This window comes from Sphingopyxis sp. H050 (genome assembly GCF_001468265.1).
In the GTDB taxonomy this organism is placed as follows: domain Bacteria; phylum Pseudomonadota; class Alphaproteobacteria; order Sphingomonadales; family Sphingomonadaceae; genus Sphingopyxis.
In genome coordinates this window covers 50,155-64,842 of the sequence record NZ_LNRZ01000007.1, presented here as the reverse complement: position 1 = coordinate 64,842, position 14,688 = coordinate 50,155, and the positions used below count along the sequence as shown (strand labels likewise).

The 14,688-nt window shown below is 64.9% G+C and carries 16 protein-coding genes; 6 read left to right on the top strand and 10 right to left on the bottom strand.

The window, feature by feature from the left end:
• Positions 1-41: 41 nt before the first annotated feature.
• Positions 42-443: a MerR family transcriptional regulator gene (locus ATE67_RS14865; RefSeq protein ID WP_003046453.1), complete on the bottom strand. Its 402-nt coding sequence runs from the start codon at positions 441-443 to the stop codon at positions 42-44.
• A gap of 72 nt (positions 444-515) precedes the next feature.
• Between ATE67_RS14865 and ATE67_RS14860 the strand changes: the two genes are divergently transcribed.
• Both ATE67_RS14860 and ATE67_RS22025 read left to right on the top strand, forming a co-directional pair.
• Complete coding sequence (locus ATE67_RS14860) at positions 516-875, top strand: mercuric ion transport protein, MerT (RefSeq protein WP_051066412.1); 360 nt, start codon at positions 516-518, stop codon at positions 873-875.
• A complete protein-coding gene (locus tag ATE67_RS22025) occupies positions 868-1,095 on the top strand; it encodes a GDCCVxC domain-containing (seleno)protein (protein WP_081611194.1) in 228 nt (75 codons plus the stop codon). Before ATE67_RS14860 ends, ATE67_RS22025 begins: the two co-directional genes overlap by 8 nt.
• A gap of 35 nt (positions 1,096-1,130) precedes the next feature.
• Here ATE67_RS22025 and ATE67_RS14855 read toward each other — a convergent pair whose 3' ends face one another.
• Positions 1,131-1,544, bottom strand: a complete 414-nt coding sequence (locus tag ATE67_RS14855; RefSeq protein ID WP_003046458.1) for a MerR family transcriptional regulator — start codon at positions 1,542-1,544, stop codon at positions 1,131-1,133.
• Between the two features lie 70 nt (positions 1,545-1,614).
• On the opposite strand from ATE67_RS14855, the gene ATE67_RS14850 reads away from it, so the two are divergent.
• The 4 genes from ATE67_RS14850 (at position 1,615) to ATE67_RS14835 (ending at position 5,731) form a co-directional block, all read left to right on the top strand.
• Positions 1,615-2,256, top strand: coding sequence for a cation transporter (locus ATE67_RS14850; protein ID WP_037553278.1), 642 nt, complete (start codon positions 1,615-1,617; stop codon positions 2,254-2,256).
• A gap of 5 nt (positions 2,257-2,261) precedes the next feature.
• Positions 2,262-4,208: a cytochrome c/FTR1 family iron permease gene (locus tag ATE67_RS14845; RefSeq protein ID WP_003046463.1), complete on the top strand. Its 1,947-nt coding sequence runs from the start codon at positions 2,262-2,264 to the stop codon at positions 4,206-4,208.
• 300 nt (positions 4,209-4,508) lie between these two features.
• Entirely contained in the window at positions 4,509-5,024 is a 516-nt protein-coding gene (locus ATE67_RS14840) for a helix-turn-helix transcriptional regulator (protein ID WP_161786522.1), read from the top strand.
• Between the two features lie 47 nt (positions 5,025-5,071).
• A complete protein-coding gene (locus tag ATE67_RS14835; protein ID WP_037553277.1) occupies positions 5,072-5,731 on the top strand; it encodes a class I SAM-dependent methyltransferase in 660 nt (219 codons plus the stop codon).
• 27 nt (positions 5,732-5,758) lie between these two features.
• Here the strand turns inward: ATE67_RS14835 and ATE67_RS14830 are convergent, their stop codons facing one another.
• From ATE67_RS14830 to ATE67_RS14795, 8 genes are all read right to left on the bottom strand, one after another.
• On the bottom strand, positions 5,759-6,064 hold the full coding sequence (locus ATE67_RS14830; RefSeq protein ID WP_003046472.1) for a hypothetical protein: 306 nt from the start codon (positions 6,062-6,064) through the stop codon (positions 5,759-5,761).
• 191 nt (positions 6,065-6,255) lie between these two features.
• Positions 6,256-6,900 carry a DsbA family protein gene (locus ATE67_RS14825; protein ID WP_003046475.1) on the bottom strand — a complete coding sequence of 215 codons (645 nt, stop codon included), beginning with the start codon at positions 6,898-6,900 and terminating at the stop codon, positions 6,256-6,258.
• Positions 6,897-7,331: a disulfide bond formation protein B gene (locus ATE67_RS14820; RefSeq protein WP_003046478.1), complete on the bottom strand. Its 435-nt coding sequence runs from the start codon at positions 7,329-7,331 to the stop codon at positions 6,897-6,899. Before ATE67_RS14820 ends, ATE67_RS14825 begins: the two co-directional genes overlap by 4 nt.
• Positions 7,328-7,813 carry an SRPBCC family protein gene (locus tag ATE67_RS14815; RefSeq protein WP_003046480.1) on the bottom strand — a complete coding sequence of 162 codons (486 nt, stop codon included), beginning with the start codon at positions 7,811-7,813 and terminating at the stop codon, positions 7,328-7,330. Before ATE67_RS14815 ends, ATE67_RS14820 begins: the two co-directional genes overlap by 4 nt.
• Before the next feature lie 13 nt (positions 7,814-7,826).
• Positions 7,827-11,006, bottom strand: a complete 3,180-nt coding sequence (locus ATE67_RS14810; protein ID WP_003046483.1) for an efflux RND transporter permease subunit — start codon at positions 11,004-11,006, stop codon at positions 7,827-7,829.
• 44 nt (positions 11,007-11,050) lie between these two features.
• Positions 11,051-13,591, bottom strand: coding sequence for a heavy metal translocating P-type ATPase (locus ATE67_RS14805; protein ID WP_003046486.1), 2,541 nt, complete (start codon positions 13,589-13,591; stop codon positions 11,051-11,053).
• Between the two features lie 190 nt (positions 13,592-13,781).
• On the bottom strand, positions 13,782-14,252 hold the full coding sequence (locus ATE67_RS14800; protein ID WP_003046490.1) for an SRPBCC family protein: 471 nt from the start codon (positions 14,250-14,252) through the stop codon (positions 13,782-13,784).
• 81 nt (positions 14,253-14,333) lie between these two features.
• A complete protein-coding gene (locus tag ATE67_RS14795) occupies positions 14,334-14,678 on the bottom strand; it encodes a DUF190 domain-containing protein (protein WP_003046493.1) in 345 nt (114 codons plus the stop codon).
• Positions 14,679-14,688 lie beyond the last annotated feature (10 nt).

Genomic DNA, 14,688 nt, shown 5'->3' with positions numbered 1-14,688 from the left:
GGCTGCTTTGGGGCGCTGGCGGAAGACGGCTGTACTCGAACCTAGTCGGACAGCGCCTCCAGAAGCGGGCAGCCCCCGGCATCGCCGGCGCCGCACGCCTCGACAAGATCGCCCAAGACAGCGGCCATCCGGTCGAGGTCGGCGCGCTTGGCGAGGACGTCGGCAAGCTGGCTCTCGGCCATATGGCGCGCCTGATCGCAGCTATGGCCGCCGCCTTCGGCAAGAAGGAGCAAAGTCCGGACCGTATCGAGGGGAAACCCCAGTTCGCGCGCGCGGCGCACAAATGCAAGGCGCCGCACACCAGCTGAATCATAACGGCGAAATCGCCCGTACCGGACCGGCGCGGGCAGAATGCCGATGCGCTCATAATAGCGGATCGTCTCGATATTGCAGCCGGTAAGCCGAGAAAGCTCGCCGATGGGGATGGTGCTTGAGGGGGCCATTGCGATTCCGCTTGCATCTGTAGTCACTACAGATGGTAGACTTGCCGCTACCGCGAAACAAGGAGTTTGAATTTGGCTGGAGATGCAAGGCGTCCAAAAGGATTTGGGGCCATTTCGCTGGCGCTTGGCGGGATCGCATCGGGCTTTCTCGCAGCCACCTGCTGCGCCCTCCCCATGCTGCTGGCCTCGGCGGGGCTCGGGTCCGCCTGGCTCGTCGGCATAGCGGTCCCGGCCGCGCCCTACCGGCTCTGGTTCGTCGCATTCGGCGCAATTTCGCTCGTCGCCGGTGGCGTCCTGCTGGCGCGCCAGCAGATGCGCGCGGCGCGCTGCGGCGCCGATGGCCTGTGCGTGCCCGCGTCGCTGCGCTTTGTGACCCTGATCGGACTGCTCCTCGCCGCCGTCCTCCTCTGGCTCGGCTATCGCTATGCTTGATCCCTCGCCGGTCCTGCAATCGACGCTGACGTGTCCGCTCTGCGGTCAAATCGCCGACGAAATCATGCCCACCGATGCGTGTCAGTATTTCTACGACTGCAAGGGATGCGGCGCGCTGCTCAAGCCGCTGCCAGGAGACTGCTGTGTCTTCTGTTCCTATGGCACGGTACCCTGCCCGCCAATACAGGTTGACGGCGGCAAGGGCAGTTGCTGCGGCTGAGCCGCAAGCCGCCGACAGTCCCGATAGCGCGGCGGCTAGGCATTTCCGGCGGCGATGGCCTCGATGACCCGGCAATCCGACACCGGCCCGCCATCGCAGAGCTGGACGATACGGGCAAGTTCAGCACGGAGCCGCGCCATCCGTTCCAGCTTTTCATCGACATCGAGCAGGTGACGCGCCGCAACTGCGCGGATTTCGGCGCAGTCCTGCCCCGGCCCCAAGGCCAGCGCCGTCAACGACCGGATTTCATCGATCGAAAAGCCGAGGCCGCGGGCATTGCGGATGAATGCGAGGCGCCCGACATCCTCATCCCCGTAGGTGCGCCGGCCAGAGGCTGTGCGCGCTGCGCAAGGCAGCAATCCGATATCCTCATAGAAGCGGATCGTGTTTACCTTGGTGCCGGTGCGTTTCGCCAGGCCGCCGATCGGCAGCCGCGTGTCGCGCGCCATCTCCCTTCCTCTCAGTCTCGTTTCGATTTCAGCTTGCTTCTACAGTTACTGTAGAATGTAGAACAGGGGAATGAGCAACGACAGCAATTGCGGCTGCACGGGCGACACCGTCAGGGCCGAACGCGATCCCGCCTATCGAAGGGCCTTGTGGATCGTCGTAATTCTCAATCTCGGCTTCGGCGCGATCGAGATCGTCGGCGGGTTCATCGCCAACAGCCAGGCGCTGAAAGCCGACTCGCTCGACTTTATCGGCGACGGCACGATCACGTTGGCCGGCCTCGTCGCGATAGGCTGGACTGCGCTCGCCCGCACGCGTATCGCCTTAGCCCAAGGCCTGTTCCTGCTGTCGCTTGGCATAGGGGTCATCGGCGTCGCGCTGTGGCGTGCCCTGACCGCGGTTCCGCCCGAAGCCGAGCTGATGGGCGGCATCGGCGCCGCCGCCCTCCTCGTCAACCTCACCTCGGCCGCGGTCCTCTCGCGGTTCCGCGAAGGCGACGCCAATGTCCGGGCGGTGTGGCTGTTCAGCCGCAACGACGCGATCGCCAATGTGGCGGTGATCATCGCCGCCGGCCTCGTCGCATGGACCGGGCAAGCCTGGCCCGACCTTGCAGTCGCCGCCATCATTGCCACGCTTTTCCTGCATTCGGCCTATGAGATTCTACGCAGCGCGCGGACCGAATTGCGCGAACTGTCGACTGTGCCCGGACAATAGGGCCAATGCCCCCCGCCCGCCGCTTTCTCTCTCTGCTGATCGCGCTCGCTGCAATCTGCGGCCTCGTCGTGCCGACGGCACAGGCCCGCACTGATGCCGGCGAAGTCCAGACCATCTGGCGCCTGCTGGACTATGTTGCGGTCGACTATGGTGGAGCGGTCTCGAATGGCGCGGTGACGAGCACGGTCGAATATGCCGAGATGACCGAGTTTTCCGCCACCGTTCGCAAGGGGATCGAAGCGCTTCCGGTATCCCCGGCGCGGGCTCGCCTTGTCAGTGAAGCGGGACAACTCCAGACGGCGATCGCATCGAAGGCGGACCCCGGCAAGGTGGCTGGCCAGGCGCGCGGACTCGCGGCGGACCTCCTCGCCGCCTACCCTGTGCCCCTCGCGCCGCGCAACGCTCCAGATCCCCGGCGCGGAGCCCAAGTCTATCTGGAAAATTGCGCCAGCTGTCACGGCGCGCGCGGCGATGGCAATGGACCTCAGGCCAAGGGGCTCGACCCGGCACCTATCGATTTCACCGACGCCGGACGCGCTCGCAAGCGCAGTCTGTTCGCGCTCTATCAGGTGATAGGACAGGGGCTCGAAGGCACGTCCATGCCCAGTTTTGCCCATTTGCCCTCCGACGACCGCTGGGCGGTAGCAGCCTATGCCGGTGGATTTGCCTTTCGCGACGTCGCAGCCGGCCGGCGTGTCTGGAACCAGACCCCTGCGGCGCGCGAACTGGTCCCCGACCTGCAAGCCTTCACGAGTCTCAGCCCGGAAGTGCTTGGTCGTGGGCTGGGATCGGAGCAGGCCGACGCGCTTACCGCCTATTTGCGCTCAGATCCCCAAGCATTGACAACCGCTTCGCCCGCGACGCTTGCGGTTGCCCGTGACAAATTGGCGCAAAGCCTTGCCGCGTACCGCAAGGGAAATCGGAGCGAGGCAGAGCGTCTCGCGCTGTCCGCCTATCTCGACGGTTTCGAACCGATTGAGCCGATCCTGACGACGCGCGATTCCGCCCTTATGGCGCAAATCGAATCCGCGATGTCCGATTATCGCGTGTCCATCGCGCGAGGTGTGCCGGTCGATGCGGTCGCGGGTAAAGCCGCCGCAGTCGAAACCCTTTTCGCCGATGCCGAAGCTGCACTGTCTCCCGATGCAGCCAGCGACGCATCGACCTTTGTCGGGGCGCTTACCATCTTGCTGCGCGAGGGTCTCGAAGCGCTTCTGATCATCGTGGCGATGATCGCTTTCTTACGAAAGGCCGAACGGCCTGAGGTCCTACCCTATGTCCATGGCGGCTGGATCGCAGCCCTGGCAGCCGGCGGCGCAACCTGGGCAGTCGCGACCTATGCAATCTCGATCAGCGGAGCGAACCGCGAGTTGACAGAGGGATTTGGCTCGCTTTTCGCCGCAGTCGTTCTCGTCTGGGTCGGCATCTGGATGCACGGAAAGTCACATGCGGAGAGCTGGCAGCGCTATATTCGCGAAGCGATGGGCAAAGCGCTTTCACGTCGCTCGGCCTGGTTCCTGTTCGGGCTCGCTTTCCTCGTGGTCTATCGGGAAGTCTTTGAGACCATCCTGTTTTTCGCAGCTCTCGCCGCGCAAGGAAGCCGCAGCGCGATCGCCGCCGGAGCCGGAACCGCAGTGGTGATCCTGGCAGCAATCGCATGGGTCATGCTTCGTTACAGCCGGGTCCTGCCGATCGGAAGATTTTTCGCTTACAGCTCTTCGCTCATCGCTATCCTCGCGGTTGTCCTGGCCGGCAAGGGCGCGGGCGCGCTACAGGAAGCCGGCCTCCTCGGCATCACCCCGCTAGCTCATTTTCCCCGCTTCCCGGCGATGGGGATATTTCCTTCGCTCGAACCGTTGTTGCTCCAGCTTCTCGCGCTTGCAATCCTCTGGATCGGCTATCGTTACAACAGTCGGCAACATCGCCGCATCGAGACAGCGCCCGGTCGATGAGGGGAATCATCACGGGGTCGGCGCACTCCTCCTTGGCCGTAAGACGGCTTCCGAAAAGAGCCTCCGAGCCAGAGTGCTTACCCGGCGCCCGTTACGCACACGAGTTAGGCCTGCTATTGCGACCCGATGCCCGAAACGTCCAACTGGAACGGCCGACTTAGCCTCGGCGACTATCATGCTCTCTGGTCGGGTTCGGTTGGCGATGCCGCCGCGCACCGCCATTTTGCGGCGCAGGCAGTGTTTTGTGCCGAGCCGCTTACCGTGGTCGATGCTGATGGCGCGCGCCTGTCGGGGCGTTGCTTGCTCATCGAACCCGATACCGTGCACCGGCTGCTCCCCGCGCCCACGGCTGAATTATGGTTCGTCGAGCCGACAGTGGTCTTCGGTCCGCCGGTAGATCTGAAAGACCGGCTGATCTGCTCCGATCCGATTCATGTCGCGCTGCCGGGACAGCGGTCCTTCTGGAAAAACTGGCTCACGCGAGGCGCCCGACCCCCGCTCGATCCGCGCATCACCCGCGCCGCCGCCTCGATTGACCGCCTGATCCCCATGGGCTCTGTCCGTCTCGCGGCTGTGGCGGAGGAGAGCCGCCTTTCGCTCGGCCGCTTCCGGCATCTCTTTGCCGCCGAGATCGGCATGCCCTTCCAGCGCTTTGTGCTCTGGCGAAGGTTGATTATCGCCTTCGACGAATTGGGAATGCGCCGCAGCGCGACCGAGGCCGCACACATGGCAGGGTTCAGCGACAGCGCGCATTTCGCCCGCACGATCAAGGCGATGTTCGGTATCCGGGCAAGCGACCTTTTCATCGAATCATAGCCTCTCCGTTCAAGCCGGTGCGTGATCGCGCCTGGTAGAGGCGCATCATGTCAGACGCACACAGAGACTTCGTCCCGGCACTCGGCAAGAGCGGATCGCTCGACCGCTACGATGCCGCCATAGCCCTCATGACCAGAGAGAAAAGATGGCGAAGCGACTTGCTGCGCTTCGCCGAACCGCGGCCGGGCGAGCGGATCGTCGATATCGGGTGCGGCACGGGAACCTTTGCGATCGCCCTCAAGCAGGCGGCGCCGGAGAGCATCGTTCTGGCGGTCGATCCCGACCCCGCCGTGCTGGAAATCGCGCGCGCCAAGGCTGAGGTTGCCGATGCCGAGATTCGATGGTTCGAGGCTATGGGCGACGAGCTGGACGGCATCGACGCACTCCGGCAATGCGACAAGATCGTATCGAGCCTGGTCCTTCACCAGTGCCCGATGGCCGTTAAGGAAGCGATTGCCGCGCAGATGTTCAGGCTCCTGAGGCCGGGCGGGACCCTTTTCATAGCCGACTATGGCGAGCAGCGCTCGCTGCTGATGCGCATGCTTTTTCGACAGATCCAGCTGCTCGACGGGTTCGAATATACCGAACCCAACGCTAAGGGCTGCGTCCCGGTGATCCTTAAAGCCGCGGGTTTCGAGGCGGTCGAAGAGATGAGAGTCATCCCGACGCCGACCGGCTCGATTTCAATCTATGGGGCGAAGCGGTAGTTTCTCGCCCGGCCCGCGCGGTCGCGGCTAGCCGCGCCAGTGACGCCCGCGGTGATGGTGGTGCATCCGGCGCTTCTGATAGCGCCGCTCGTAGCGGTCCCGCCGTTCATAGCGGCGATCATGGCCGCGGTAGTAGGGATCGTAGCCACGATAGCCACGATCATAGCCATAATTGGGCACGCCGTGGCGTGAGGAACGATAGTCGCGGTCATGACCACGTGGCGCGTCATGTCCGCGGCTATATCCCCCGCGATCGCCATGGTGCTGGGCAAGCGCTGTTCCGGGGAGCGCGAAGGCGAGCATCGCGGCCGCGATCGTCATCAGTTTTCGCATGTCAGTCTCTCCTTTTCGTGGCGTTCAAAATCCCCCTTCATGTTTGAATGCGCTGTGAATATTGGCTCCGATGCTGCCGATCGGACGGTGACCCGGCGTCTCCATGCGACAGGCCGATGGCGGGAGAGACAGTATCGCGCCGCATGGTGGGCACCCGTCCCGCGTGGACGAAGCGGGACGGGTGCGGGCCCTCATTTGCCCTTTGCCGCTACCGCGGCCTGGACTCGGGCCTCGACCTGTTCGGGGCTCGGCTGGACGAGCATCTCGCCATTGACGAAGAAGGTCGGCGTGCCCCGGACGCCGACCGCACGCGCGTCGGCGATGTCCTGCTCCATCCAGGCCATCGCATCGGTTGTCGGCATCGCGCGCGCCTTCGCGACATTGAGGCCGGCCTTCTCGGCGGCCGCCCAGGCACCGTCCATCTTGCCGTCGTGCCATTCGGGCTGCGCTTCGAGCAGGGCGGCCGTCACCGGCTCGAGCTTGCCCTGGACGCGGGCGGCTTCGAGGATCACGATCGCCTCGGCCGAGCCGGGGTGCAGCGGCAGGTAGCGCATAACGAGACGCACATCCTTGGGATATTTGGCAACGATGCCCTTCACCGTGGGATAGAAGGCGCGGCAGGCCTCGCACGACGGGTCGAAAAATTCGACGATGGTGACCGGGGCATTTTTCGGTCCGATGATCGGCGAATGCGGGCGAATGAGGCTGTCGACGGGCCCCGCCACGACCTTCTTCGTGGGTTCGCCCTCGGCGGTTCCGCTGTAGAGCATCGCGCCGCCGGTGAAAGCGAGTGCGGAAACGACAAGCGTGGCCACCACTCCGATGCGTTTGTTCATGATTTCAGTCTCCTTTGGAAGTTGAGCAAGAGGGTGAGGATGAGCGCGAACGCGGTCAGCGACGGGAGGGGCAGCGGCACGCCTCCGATTGCCATGCTCTCTCCCGAGCATGATGGACCGCCGGTGCAGGGGACGATCGGGGCCGGAATGACGCCGACGTAGAGCAGGCTATGATAGAAAGCGACGAGACCACCGCCCGCAGCCAGCGCCAGCCCATAAGGAACGATGGCGCGGTCCGACCTGAACGCCGCGATGCCGAGAATGATCGCAAGCGGGAACATGAAGCTACGCTGGAACCAGCAGAGGTCGCACGGCGCCTGGCCCATGACCTCGCCGACGAAGAGGACGGCCAGGCTCGACAGGAGGGCGATTGCCCAGGCCGCGCCGAGCGGACGCCATTTGTGCGGCGCGAGCAGCGGAAAGCTCGTCATCGCCGGCCACCTTTGAACTTGGACTTGGGCCGTCGCGGCGGCGGTGGCGGCTTGCTGTATTTGGACTTGAGGTAGCTGAGCAGGATGCCGTCGATCGACGCGATCATTCGCTGGAAGCTGGTCTTGATGCCGGGAAGCCGGAGCCAGGCAAAGGGCCCGCGGCAACGATAGCGGTGAACGAACTTCGTCCCGCTCGCCGTCGGCGTCAGGATATAACTCTCCTCGAACTGGAGGATGAAGCTCGGCTTGACGTCGAGTATCAGCTCCTCGCCCGGGCGCGCGGAGAGCACCGCCGCGGAGACTTCGAGAAACTTGGGCTTGTGCGGATCCATGCGCATCGAATAGCGGATCGCGATCGGGTCCTCGGCAAGCTGCTCGATCCGGACATAGGGATTCCAGATCCGGTGGTTCTCGAAATCGCCGAGGACCGCCCATATCTGCTCCGGACTATAGGGGAGGTCATGCTCCCGCTCGAACTCCATCAGCTTAACTCCTCTATCGATCGGCCGCCGGGCTTTGCCCCGCGCCGATGTCGGTGACGCCCGCAGGCGATGGGTCGGCGTGCGCGCCGCCCGTCGTGAACCAGCGGCGCAAGCGCGGGACCATCCGGCGTTCGAAGCCCGCCGCGAGGCTGAAGGACGCCGGCACGATCAGCAGTGTCAGCATCGTCGACAGGATGAGCCCGCCGATCACCGTGACCGCCATCGGCGCGCGCCATGCGCCGTCGCCGGTGAGCGACAGCGCGGTCGGGATCATGCCCGCGACCATCGCGACCGTGGTCATCAGGATCGGCTGCGCGCGCTTGTGTCCGGCGTCGACAATCGCCTCGTCGCGCGGCACCCCCGACGCCATTTCCTCGATCGCGAAGTCGACGAGAAGGATGCTGTTCTTGCCGACGATACCGAGCAGCATCAGCACGCCGATGAACACGGGAAGCGAGAGCGGATAGCCCGTCAGCAGCAACGCGACCGCCCCGCCGAGCGGGGCGAGCAGAAGCGAGCCCATGTTGACGAAGGGCGGGATGATCTTGCGATAGAGTAGGATCAGCACAGCGAGCACGAGAAAAATCCCCGATACGACCGCGATCGCGAAGTTGCGCAGCATCTCGGCCTGCCACTTGGCGCTCCCGAGTACCAGCCGCGTGACCCCGGCGGGCAGCGCCTTGAGCGCCGGCAGCGCCTCGACCTTGTCCATCGCCTGACCGGTCACGAGACCCGGAGCCAGGTCGGCCCCGATGGTGAGCTGGCGCACCTGGTTGGTCCGATTGATCTGGGTCGGGCCGGCGCCGAAGCCGATCTCGGCCACAACCGAGAGCGGCACCGTTCCCCCGTTCCGGGTCGGAACAGGCATATTGCGCAGCGTATCGAGCCGCTCGCGCGCGGTTTCCGCAAGCGCGACGCGAACGGGGATTTGCCGGTCGGACAGCGAGAATTTCGCGCTATTCTGGTCGATCTCGCCCAATGTCGCGACGCGGATCGACTGGCTGAGCGCCTGCGTCGTCACGCCGAGCTGCGCCGCGAGCGCGAAGCGCGGGCGAATGACGATCTCGGGGCGCTGAAGATTGCCCTCGACACGCGGCGACCGGATTTCCTTCACGCGGGCCATCTCGGCAAGCAGCCGGTTGCCGACATCTTCGAGCTTCTTCGGGTCGTCGCTGCCGAGCGTGATCGAGATGTCGCGGCTGCTGCCGCCGCCGCCGCCATGCTGCGACTGGAAGTTGATTCGGGCATCGGGAACCTGCGCTAGCCGCGGCGCGCGGTCCTTTTCGAACTCGGTCGAGGTCAGCTCGCGGTCCTTGCGCAATTTCAGATAGACCGTCGCCGTGCCGACATCGATCCGCGACAGGGCGGATTCGACGAGCGGGTCGCGCTTCATGAGATCGGTCACCTCGTCGGCCACTGCCTCGGTCTGTTCGAGCGTTGCGCCCGGGGCGAGCTGGATGGCCACGCGGCTCGTGTCGGAATCGATCGACGGCTGGAAGGTCATCGGGAGCAGCGAGAAGCTGAAAATGGTCGCAAAGAGCGCCAGCACACCGATGCCGACCACCCAGACGCGATGGTCCTTGATGTAACCGAGCCATTTCCAGCGCCCGCCGCGCGCACGCGCGGCAGCGGCCCCGCTGGTGTCGAGGCTCCAGCGCAAGATGCGCATATAGGTGTCGATCAGCGGGCCCTCGCCATGCTTTTGCGGACCCTGCGCAGAGAGAAAATAGGCGGCGAGCATGGGTGTGATCATGCGCGCGACCGCGAGGCTCATCAGCACCGCGGCCACGACCGTCAGTCCGAAATTCTTGAAATATTGCCCGGCGACGCCCGGCATCAGCCCGACCGGCAGGAACACCGCGACGATCGTCATGGTTGTCGCGAGCACCGCGAGGCCGATCTCGTCGGCCGCATCGATCGAGGCCTGATAGGCCGATTTGCCCATCCGCATGTGGCGCACGATATTCTCGATCTCGACGATCGCATCGTCGACCAGCACGCCGGCAACGAGGCTGAGCGCGAGCAAGGTCATCATGTTGAGCGAGAAGCCCATGAGGTCCATGAACAGGAAGGTCGGGACCGCCGACAGCGGGATGGCGAGCGCCGAGATCAACGTCGCCCGCCAGTCGCGCAAGAAAAGGAAGACGACGACGACCGCGAGGATCGCGCCCTCGACCATCGCATTGATCGCCGAATGATATTGGCCTTTGGTATATTCGATATCGCTGAACAGCTCGGTGAATTTGACCTTGGGGTTTTCCTTCTCGAGTTTTCGCAGCTCCTCGACCGCAGCGTCATAGACGGTCACATCCGAGGCGCCCTTGGCGCGCTCGAAGCCGAAGGTCAGCACCTGCCGCCCGTCCTGCTTCGAGACCGAGCGCTGCTCGGCGTAGAGATCCTTGACCTCGGCGATATCGGCGAGGCGCACGGTCCGGTTCGTCCCGACCGAGATTAGCGTCTCGCCGAGCGCGTTGGCGCTGCTCGCGTTCCCGAGGATACGCACCGCCTGCTCGGAGCCCGCGACCTCCATCCGGCCGCCGGCCGCATTGACATTGAGCTGGACGAGCTGGGTGTTCACCGCGGCGGCGGTAAGGCCGTAGGCGCGCATGCGTTCGGGGTTGAGGATGACGCGGATTTCGCGGCTGACGCCGCCCCGGCGATAGGCGTCGCCCATGCCGGGGACCGCGATCAGCCGCTTCGCGACGACATTGTCGACATACCAGCTCAATTCCTCGAGCGTCATATCGGTGGCCGAAGCCGACCAATAGGCAAGCGTGTTGCCCGAGGTAGAGAGGCGGATAACCTGCGGTTCGAGGATGCCGTTCGGCAGGTTGCTGCGGATCTGGGTGATCTTGTCGCGAATGTCAGTCACCGCCCGGTCGATCGGCGTGCCGATCGCGAACTGGACGAAGGTCTGCGACTGGCCTTCGGTAACCGTCGAATTGAGCTCGTCGATCCCCTCGATCGTCCGCACCGCCGCCTCGACACGCTGCGTGACCTGCGTTTCGAGTTCGGTGGGCGCGGCGCCCGGCTGGGCGATGATGACGATGGCGCCCGGAAAATCGATGTCGGGATCGCTCTGGACCCCCATCATGAGGAAGGAGACGATGCCCGCCACCGTCAGACCGAAGAACATGACGAGCGGCGGGATCGGGTTCCGGATGGACCAGGCCGAGATATTCTTGAAGTTCATCCTCTCTCCCCCTTCCGGTTCGATCCCACCGCGACTGTGCGCCCTCAGCCCATGCTGCGATCGCGATAGGCGAGCAGGCGAAGCGCGTTGGCGACGACGACGAGGGTCGAGCCTTCGTGCGCCGCGACCGCCGCACCGATTCCGAGTCCGAAGATCGTCGCCGGCACGAGGACCACGACGACGCCGAGGCTGACCACCAGATTCTGGCGGATGATGCGGCGCGTCTGGCGGCTAAGTCCGATCGCGAACGGCAGATGAGCGAGGTCATCGGCCATCAGCGCGACGTCGGCGGTTTCGAGGGCAACATCGGACCCCGCGGCGCCCATCGCGATCCCGACGGTGGCGCTCGCCATCGCCGGTGCGTCATTGACGCCGTCACCGACCATGGCGACCGGCTGCTGCGCCTTGAGGTCGCGAATGGCGTCGACCTTCTGATCGGGCATCAGGTCGCCCCAGGCCTCGTCGATCCCGACCTCGGCGGCAATCGATTCCGCGACCTTCTGGTGATCGCCCGAAATCATGATCATCCGGCCGATGCCGAGCTCGCGCAGTTTGGCGATCGCGGTGCGCGCCGCTTCGCGCGGCGTGTCCATCAGACCGATCGCGCCAAGATCGCGGTCGCCCATACGAACGACCATCGTCGTGCGGCCCTGCTCGCGGAGGCCGGCGATCGCAGCCGCCACTTCGCCGCCGATCGGCGCGATGCCGTCGGCACCGAACATTTCGGCCTTGCCGATCAGGACGGTTTCGCCCTCGACCTTTGCCGTGACGCCGCGACCCGTCAGGCTGTTAAGGTCGTCCGCCACCGGTACGCGCGTCGACGTCAGCATGGCCTCGCCATCGCGCGCGATGGCAGCGGCAAGCGGATGATCGCTCAGCCGCTCGACCGCCACCGCGATCCGCAGCAGTTCCTCCTTCGGCACGCCGCTGGCCGGCAGGACGTCGGTGATGCGCGGCTTTCCTTCGGTGAGCGTTCCCGTCTTGTCGAACGCCAGCGCGGTCAGCGAGCCGAGATTTTCGAGCGGGCCACCGCCTTTGACCAGCACGCCGCCGCGCGCCGCACGCGCAACGCCCGACAGGACGGCACTCGGCGTCGCGATCGCGAGCGCGCACGGGCTTGCCGCGACAAGGACCGCCATGGCGCGATAGAAGCTGTCGCGGAACGGCTCGTCGACAACGACCCAGGCGAAGAGCAGGACGAACACAAGCGCGAGCACGCTCGGCACGAAGATGCGCTCGAACTTGTCGGTGAAGCGCTGGGTCGGCGATTTCTGCGTTTCCGCCTCGCTCACCATCTTCACGACCTTAGCGAGCGTGGTATCGGCCGCAAGACGGGTTACCGCGATCTCGATCGCGCCATAGCCGTTGATGGTGCCCGCGAAGACGCGATATTTTGCGTCGAGTGCATCGGGCTTTGCCGCGGCCTGCGCACGATCGGCCACCGGTTCCTTGTCGACGGGGACGCTCTCGCCGGTCACCGGAGCCTGATCTATCGCCGTGCGGCCAACGACGACGAAGCCGTCGGCGGCAAGACGCTCGTTGGGCTTGACGATGACGGTGTCGCCAATCGCCAGCTGCTCGACCGGGACTTCGCGAGCCGTCCCGTCGGCATCCTTCACCGTCGCGGTCTGCGGCGCCAGCTCCGCAAGCGCCTCGATTGCGCGCTTGGCGCGGCCCATGGCATAATGTTCGAGCGCATGGCCGAGGCTGAAGAGGAAGAGGAGCAGCGCGCCTTCGGCCCACGCACCAAGCGCGGCAGCGCCGGCCGCGGCGACGAGCATCAGCGTGTCGATCTCGAAGCGCTTGAGCTTCAGATTCTCGATGGCCTCGCGGACAGTGAACCAGCCACCGAAGCCATAAGCGGCAATATAGAATGCGAGCGGCACCCACTCCGGCGCCGCGGCGAGCTTCTCGATCGCAAAGCCGATGCCGAGGACGAGACCGCACAGCAGCGCGAAGATCAGCTCGGTCCGCTCGCCGAAGATGCCGCCATGATCATGGCCATGGTCGTGGCTATCCTCGCCCGTATGGCCATGTTTGTGATCTGGCCCATGCGCGTGATCCGGACCATGGTCATGGCCATCATCGCCATGTTGGTGGGCGGCTTGTGCCGGGGCAGCCGCGGCGACGGCAGTCGATTTCTGAGTGACGCCCATATCCGAGAGTGTCTTTCTGATCATTTCGATGGAGGTCTCCGAGCGCTGGAACTCGGCGCGCAGCGTACCGGCGGCGCCGACTTCGGCCTCGATCACGCCCGGCATTTCGCGAAGCTTCAGTCCGATCGTCCGCGCGCGACGGGCGTGGCCGACGCCTTCGAGGTCATCCCAGAAGAGATGCTGATACTGGCCGGTGAGCTCGGCACCGGCGCTGCGCGCGAGCTGCCGCACGCGTTCGAGCGGGAGAATATCCGGACGGTAATGGATGCAGAGCTGTGGCGGCGAACCGTCGCTTGAGCGGACAACATGGACCTTGTCGACGCCTTCGCGTCCTTCGAGTTCGCTCGTCAGGCGCGCGACGCAGCGGTCGGCGGTATCGGCGACTTCGGGGAGGAGAAGCGGAATATCGAGCCGCAACTGGTCACTCATGATGCCATCCTTTTCTGTTGGCGGTCGGCAATGCGATCCGGGCGCATGTTAAACGCGCGGCAGGATGAGGTGCGGGAGCCATTGCGGGATGCGACCCGGCTCCCGCACCTCCCTGACAGCCGGAAATCCCTGCCCGTGGTGAGGGGGGCGATTGAGAGGGGCCTCCGACGGCCAGGTTTCGAATTCAAGATCATGCGCGGCGCCCGCTTGGCCGCGCGTAGCGGGACTGAACTGTCGTGCGACGGAGTTGCTGTTCGAGCGCCATGTTCGAGCGCTTGAGAAAAACGCTGCAAACCCGCCGCAGAATGGGATAGCCGAGCCATGAGAAGAGACCCGCGCATTCCAGGCGATGGGTAACCTCCACCCCTTGGCCGAGCTTTTCGAGCCGGTAGCTCTCCTCGATGACGAGCAGCCCGCGCGTGCCTGTCCGCCAGGAGAAGCCCGTCAGCCAGTCGAGGCCGGTTATCCGCCCCTCGGATGCAAATTCCGGACCCCGCTTCCCGCGCGGAGAATAGACATAGCCTACGCGCTCATCATCTCCCGGACGATCGGTGAAACGGAGCGTCGGATGCCAGTCGTCGTACCGCTCGATATCGACGAGCAGTCGCCAGACCCGCCCGATCGGGACCGGCAAGCGGAGCGAGGTGCCTACCGAGAACATCGGAGACCTCCTCGCTCGCACGAGCTGGTCCGCGACGCAGGCCGGGGACCTGCGCCGCGGTGTAGACCGGCAAGATGCCGGTCAGCTCTGAACATCGGGGGGCTCCGCGGCGGATTTCCCGCCGAGGATTTCGACCGCTTCGAGCGTGATGAGCCCGATGTCCGGTATTTCGGTCAGCTGCGCCGCAAAGTCGCGGAGCCGCTGCTCCTCGTCGATGATCTCGATCACGACCGCCCGGTCATTCTCCAGCGCATGCTTGCGGTGGAGATGCGCCGAGCGACCGAAACCGAGAACCGCTTCGAGCACCGTAACGCCTGCCAGCTTTTGCTGGCGAGCGAGTTCGGAAATGAACTCGAAGACCCGCTGATCACCGAAGAAGGCGGATTCATCGGTGTAGATGCGCAAGAGCTTGGATGCTTTTGTCATGACAGTCTCT

Bases quoted from the DNA above. Each gene is read 5' to 3' on its own strand.
- ATE67_RS14865 (WP_003046453.1), bottom strand. From the start codon at position 443: ATGGCCCCCTCAAGCACCATCCCCATCGGCGAGCTTTCTCGGCTTACC.
- ATE67_RS22025 (WP_081611194.1), top strand. From the start codon at position 868: ATGCTTGATCCCTCGCCGGTCCTGCAATCGACGCTGACGTGTCCGCTC.
- ATE67_RS14855 (WP_003046458.1), bottom strand. From the start codon at position 1,544: ATGGCGCGCGACACGCGGCTGCCGATCGGCGGCCTGGCGAAACGCACC.
- ATE67_RS14850 (WP_037553278.1), top strand. From the start codon at position 1,615: ATGAGCAACGACAGCAATTGCGGCTGCACGGGCGACACCGTCAGGGCC.
- ATE67_RS14845 (WP_003046463.1), top strand. From the start codon at position 2,262: ATGCCCCCCGCCCGCCGCTTTCTCTCTCTGCTGATCGCGCTCGCTGCA.
- ATE67_RS14835 (WP_037553277.1), top strand. From the start codon at position 5,072: ATGTCAGACGCACACAGAGACTTCGTCCCGGCACTCGGCAAGAGCGGA.
- ATE67_RS14830 (WP_003046472.1), bottom strand. From the start codon at position 6,064: ATGCGAAAACTGATGACGATCGCGGCCGCGATGCTCGCCTTCGCGCTC.
- ATE67_RS14825 (WP_003046475.1), bottom strand. From the start codon at position 6,900: ATGAACAAACGCATCGGAGTGGTGGCCACGCTTGTCGTTTCCGCACTC.
- ATE67_RS14820 (WP_003046478.1), bottom strand. From the start codon at position 7,331: ATGACGAGCTTTCCGCTGCTCGCGCCGCACAAATGGCGTCCGCTCGGC.
- ATE67_RS14815 (WP_003046480.1), bottom strand. From the start codon at position 7,813: ATGGAGTTCGAGCGGGAGCATGACCTCCCCTATAGTCCGGAGCAGATA.
- ATE67_RS14810 (WP_003046483.1), bottom strand. From the start codon at position 11,006: ATGAACTTCAAGAATATCTCGGCCTGGTCCATCCGGAACCCGATCCCG.
- ATE67_RS14805 (WP_003046486.1), bottom strand. From the start codon at position 13,591: ATGAGTGACCAGTTGCGGCTCGATATTCCGCTTCTCCTCCCCGAAGTC.
- ATE67_RS14800 (WP_003046490.1), bottom strand. From the start codon at position 14,252: ATGTTCTCGGTAGGCACCTCGCTCCGCTTGCCGGTCCCGATCGGGCGG.
- ATE67_RS14795 (WP_003046493.1), bottom strand. From the start codon at position 14,678: ATGACAAAAGCATCCAAGCTCTTGCGCATCTACACCGATGAATCCGCC.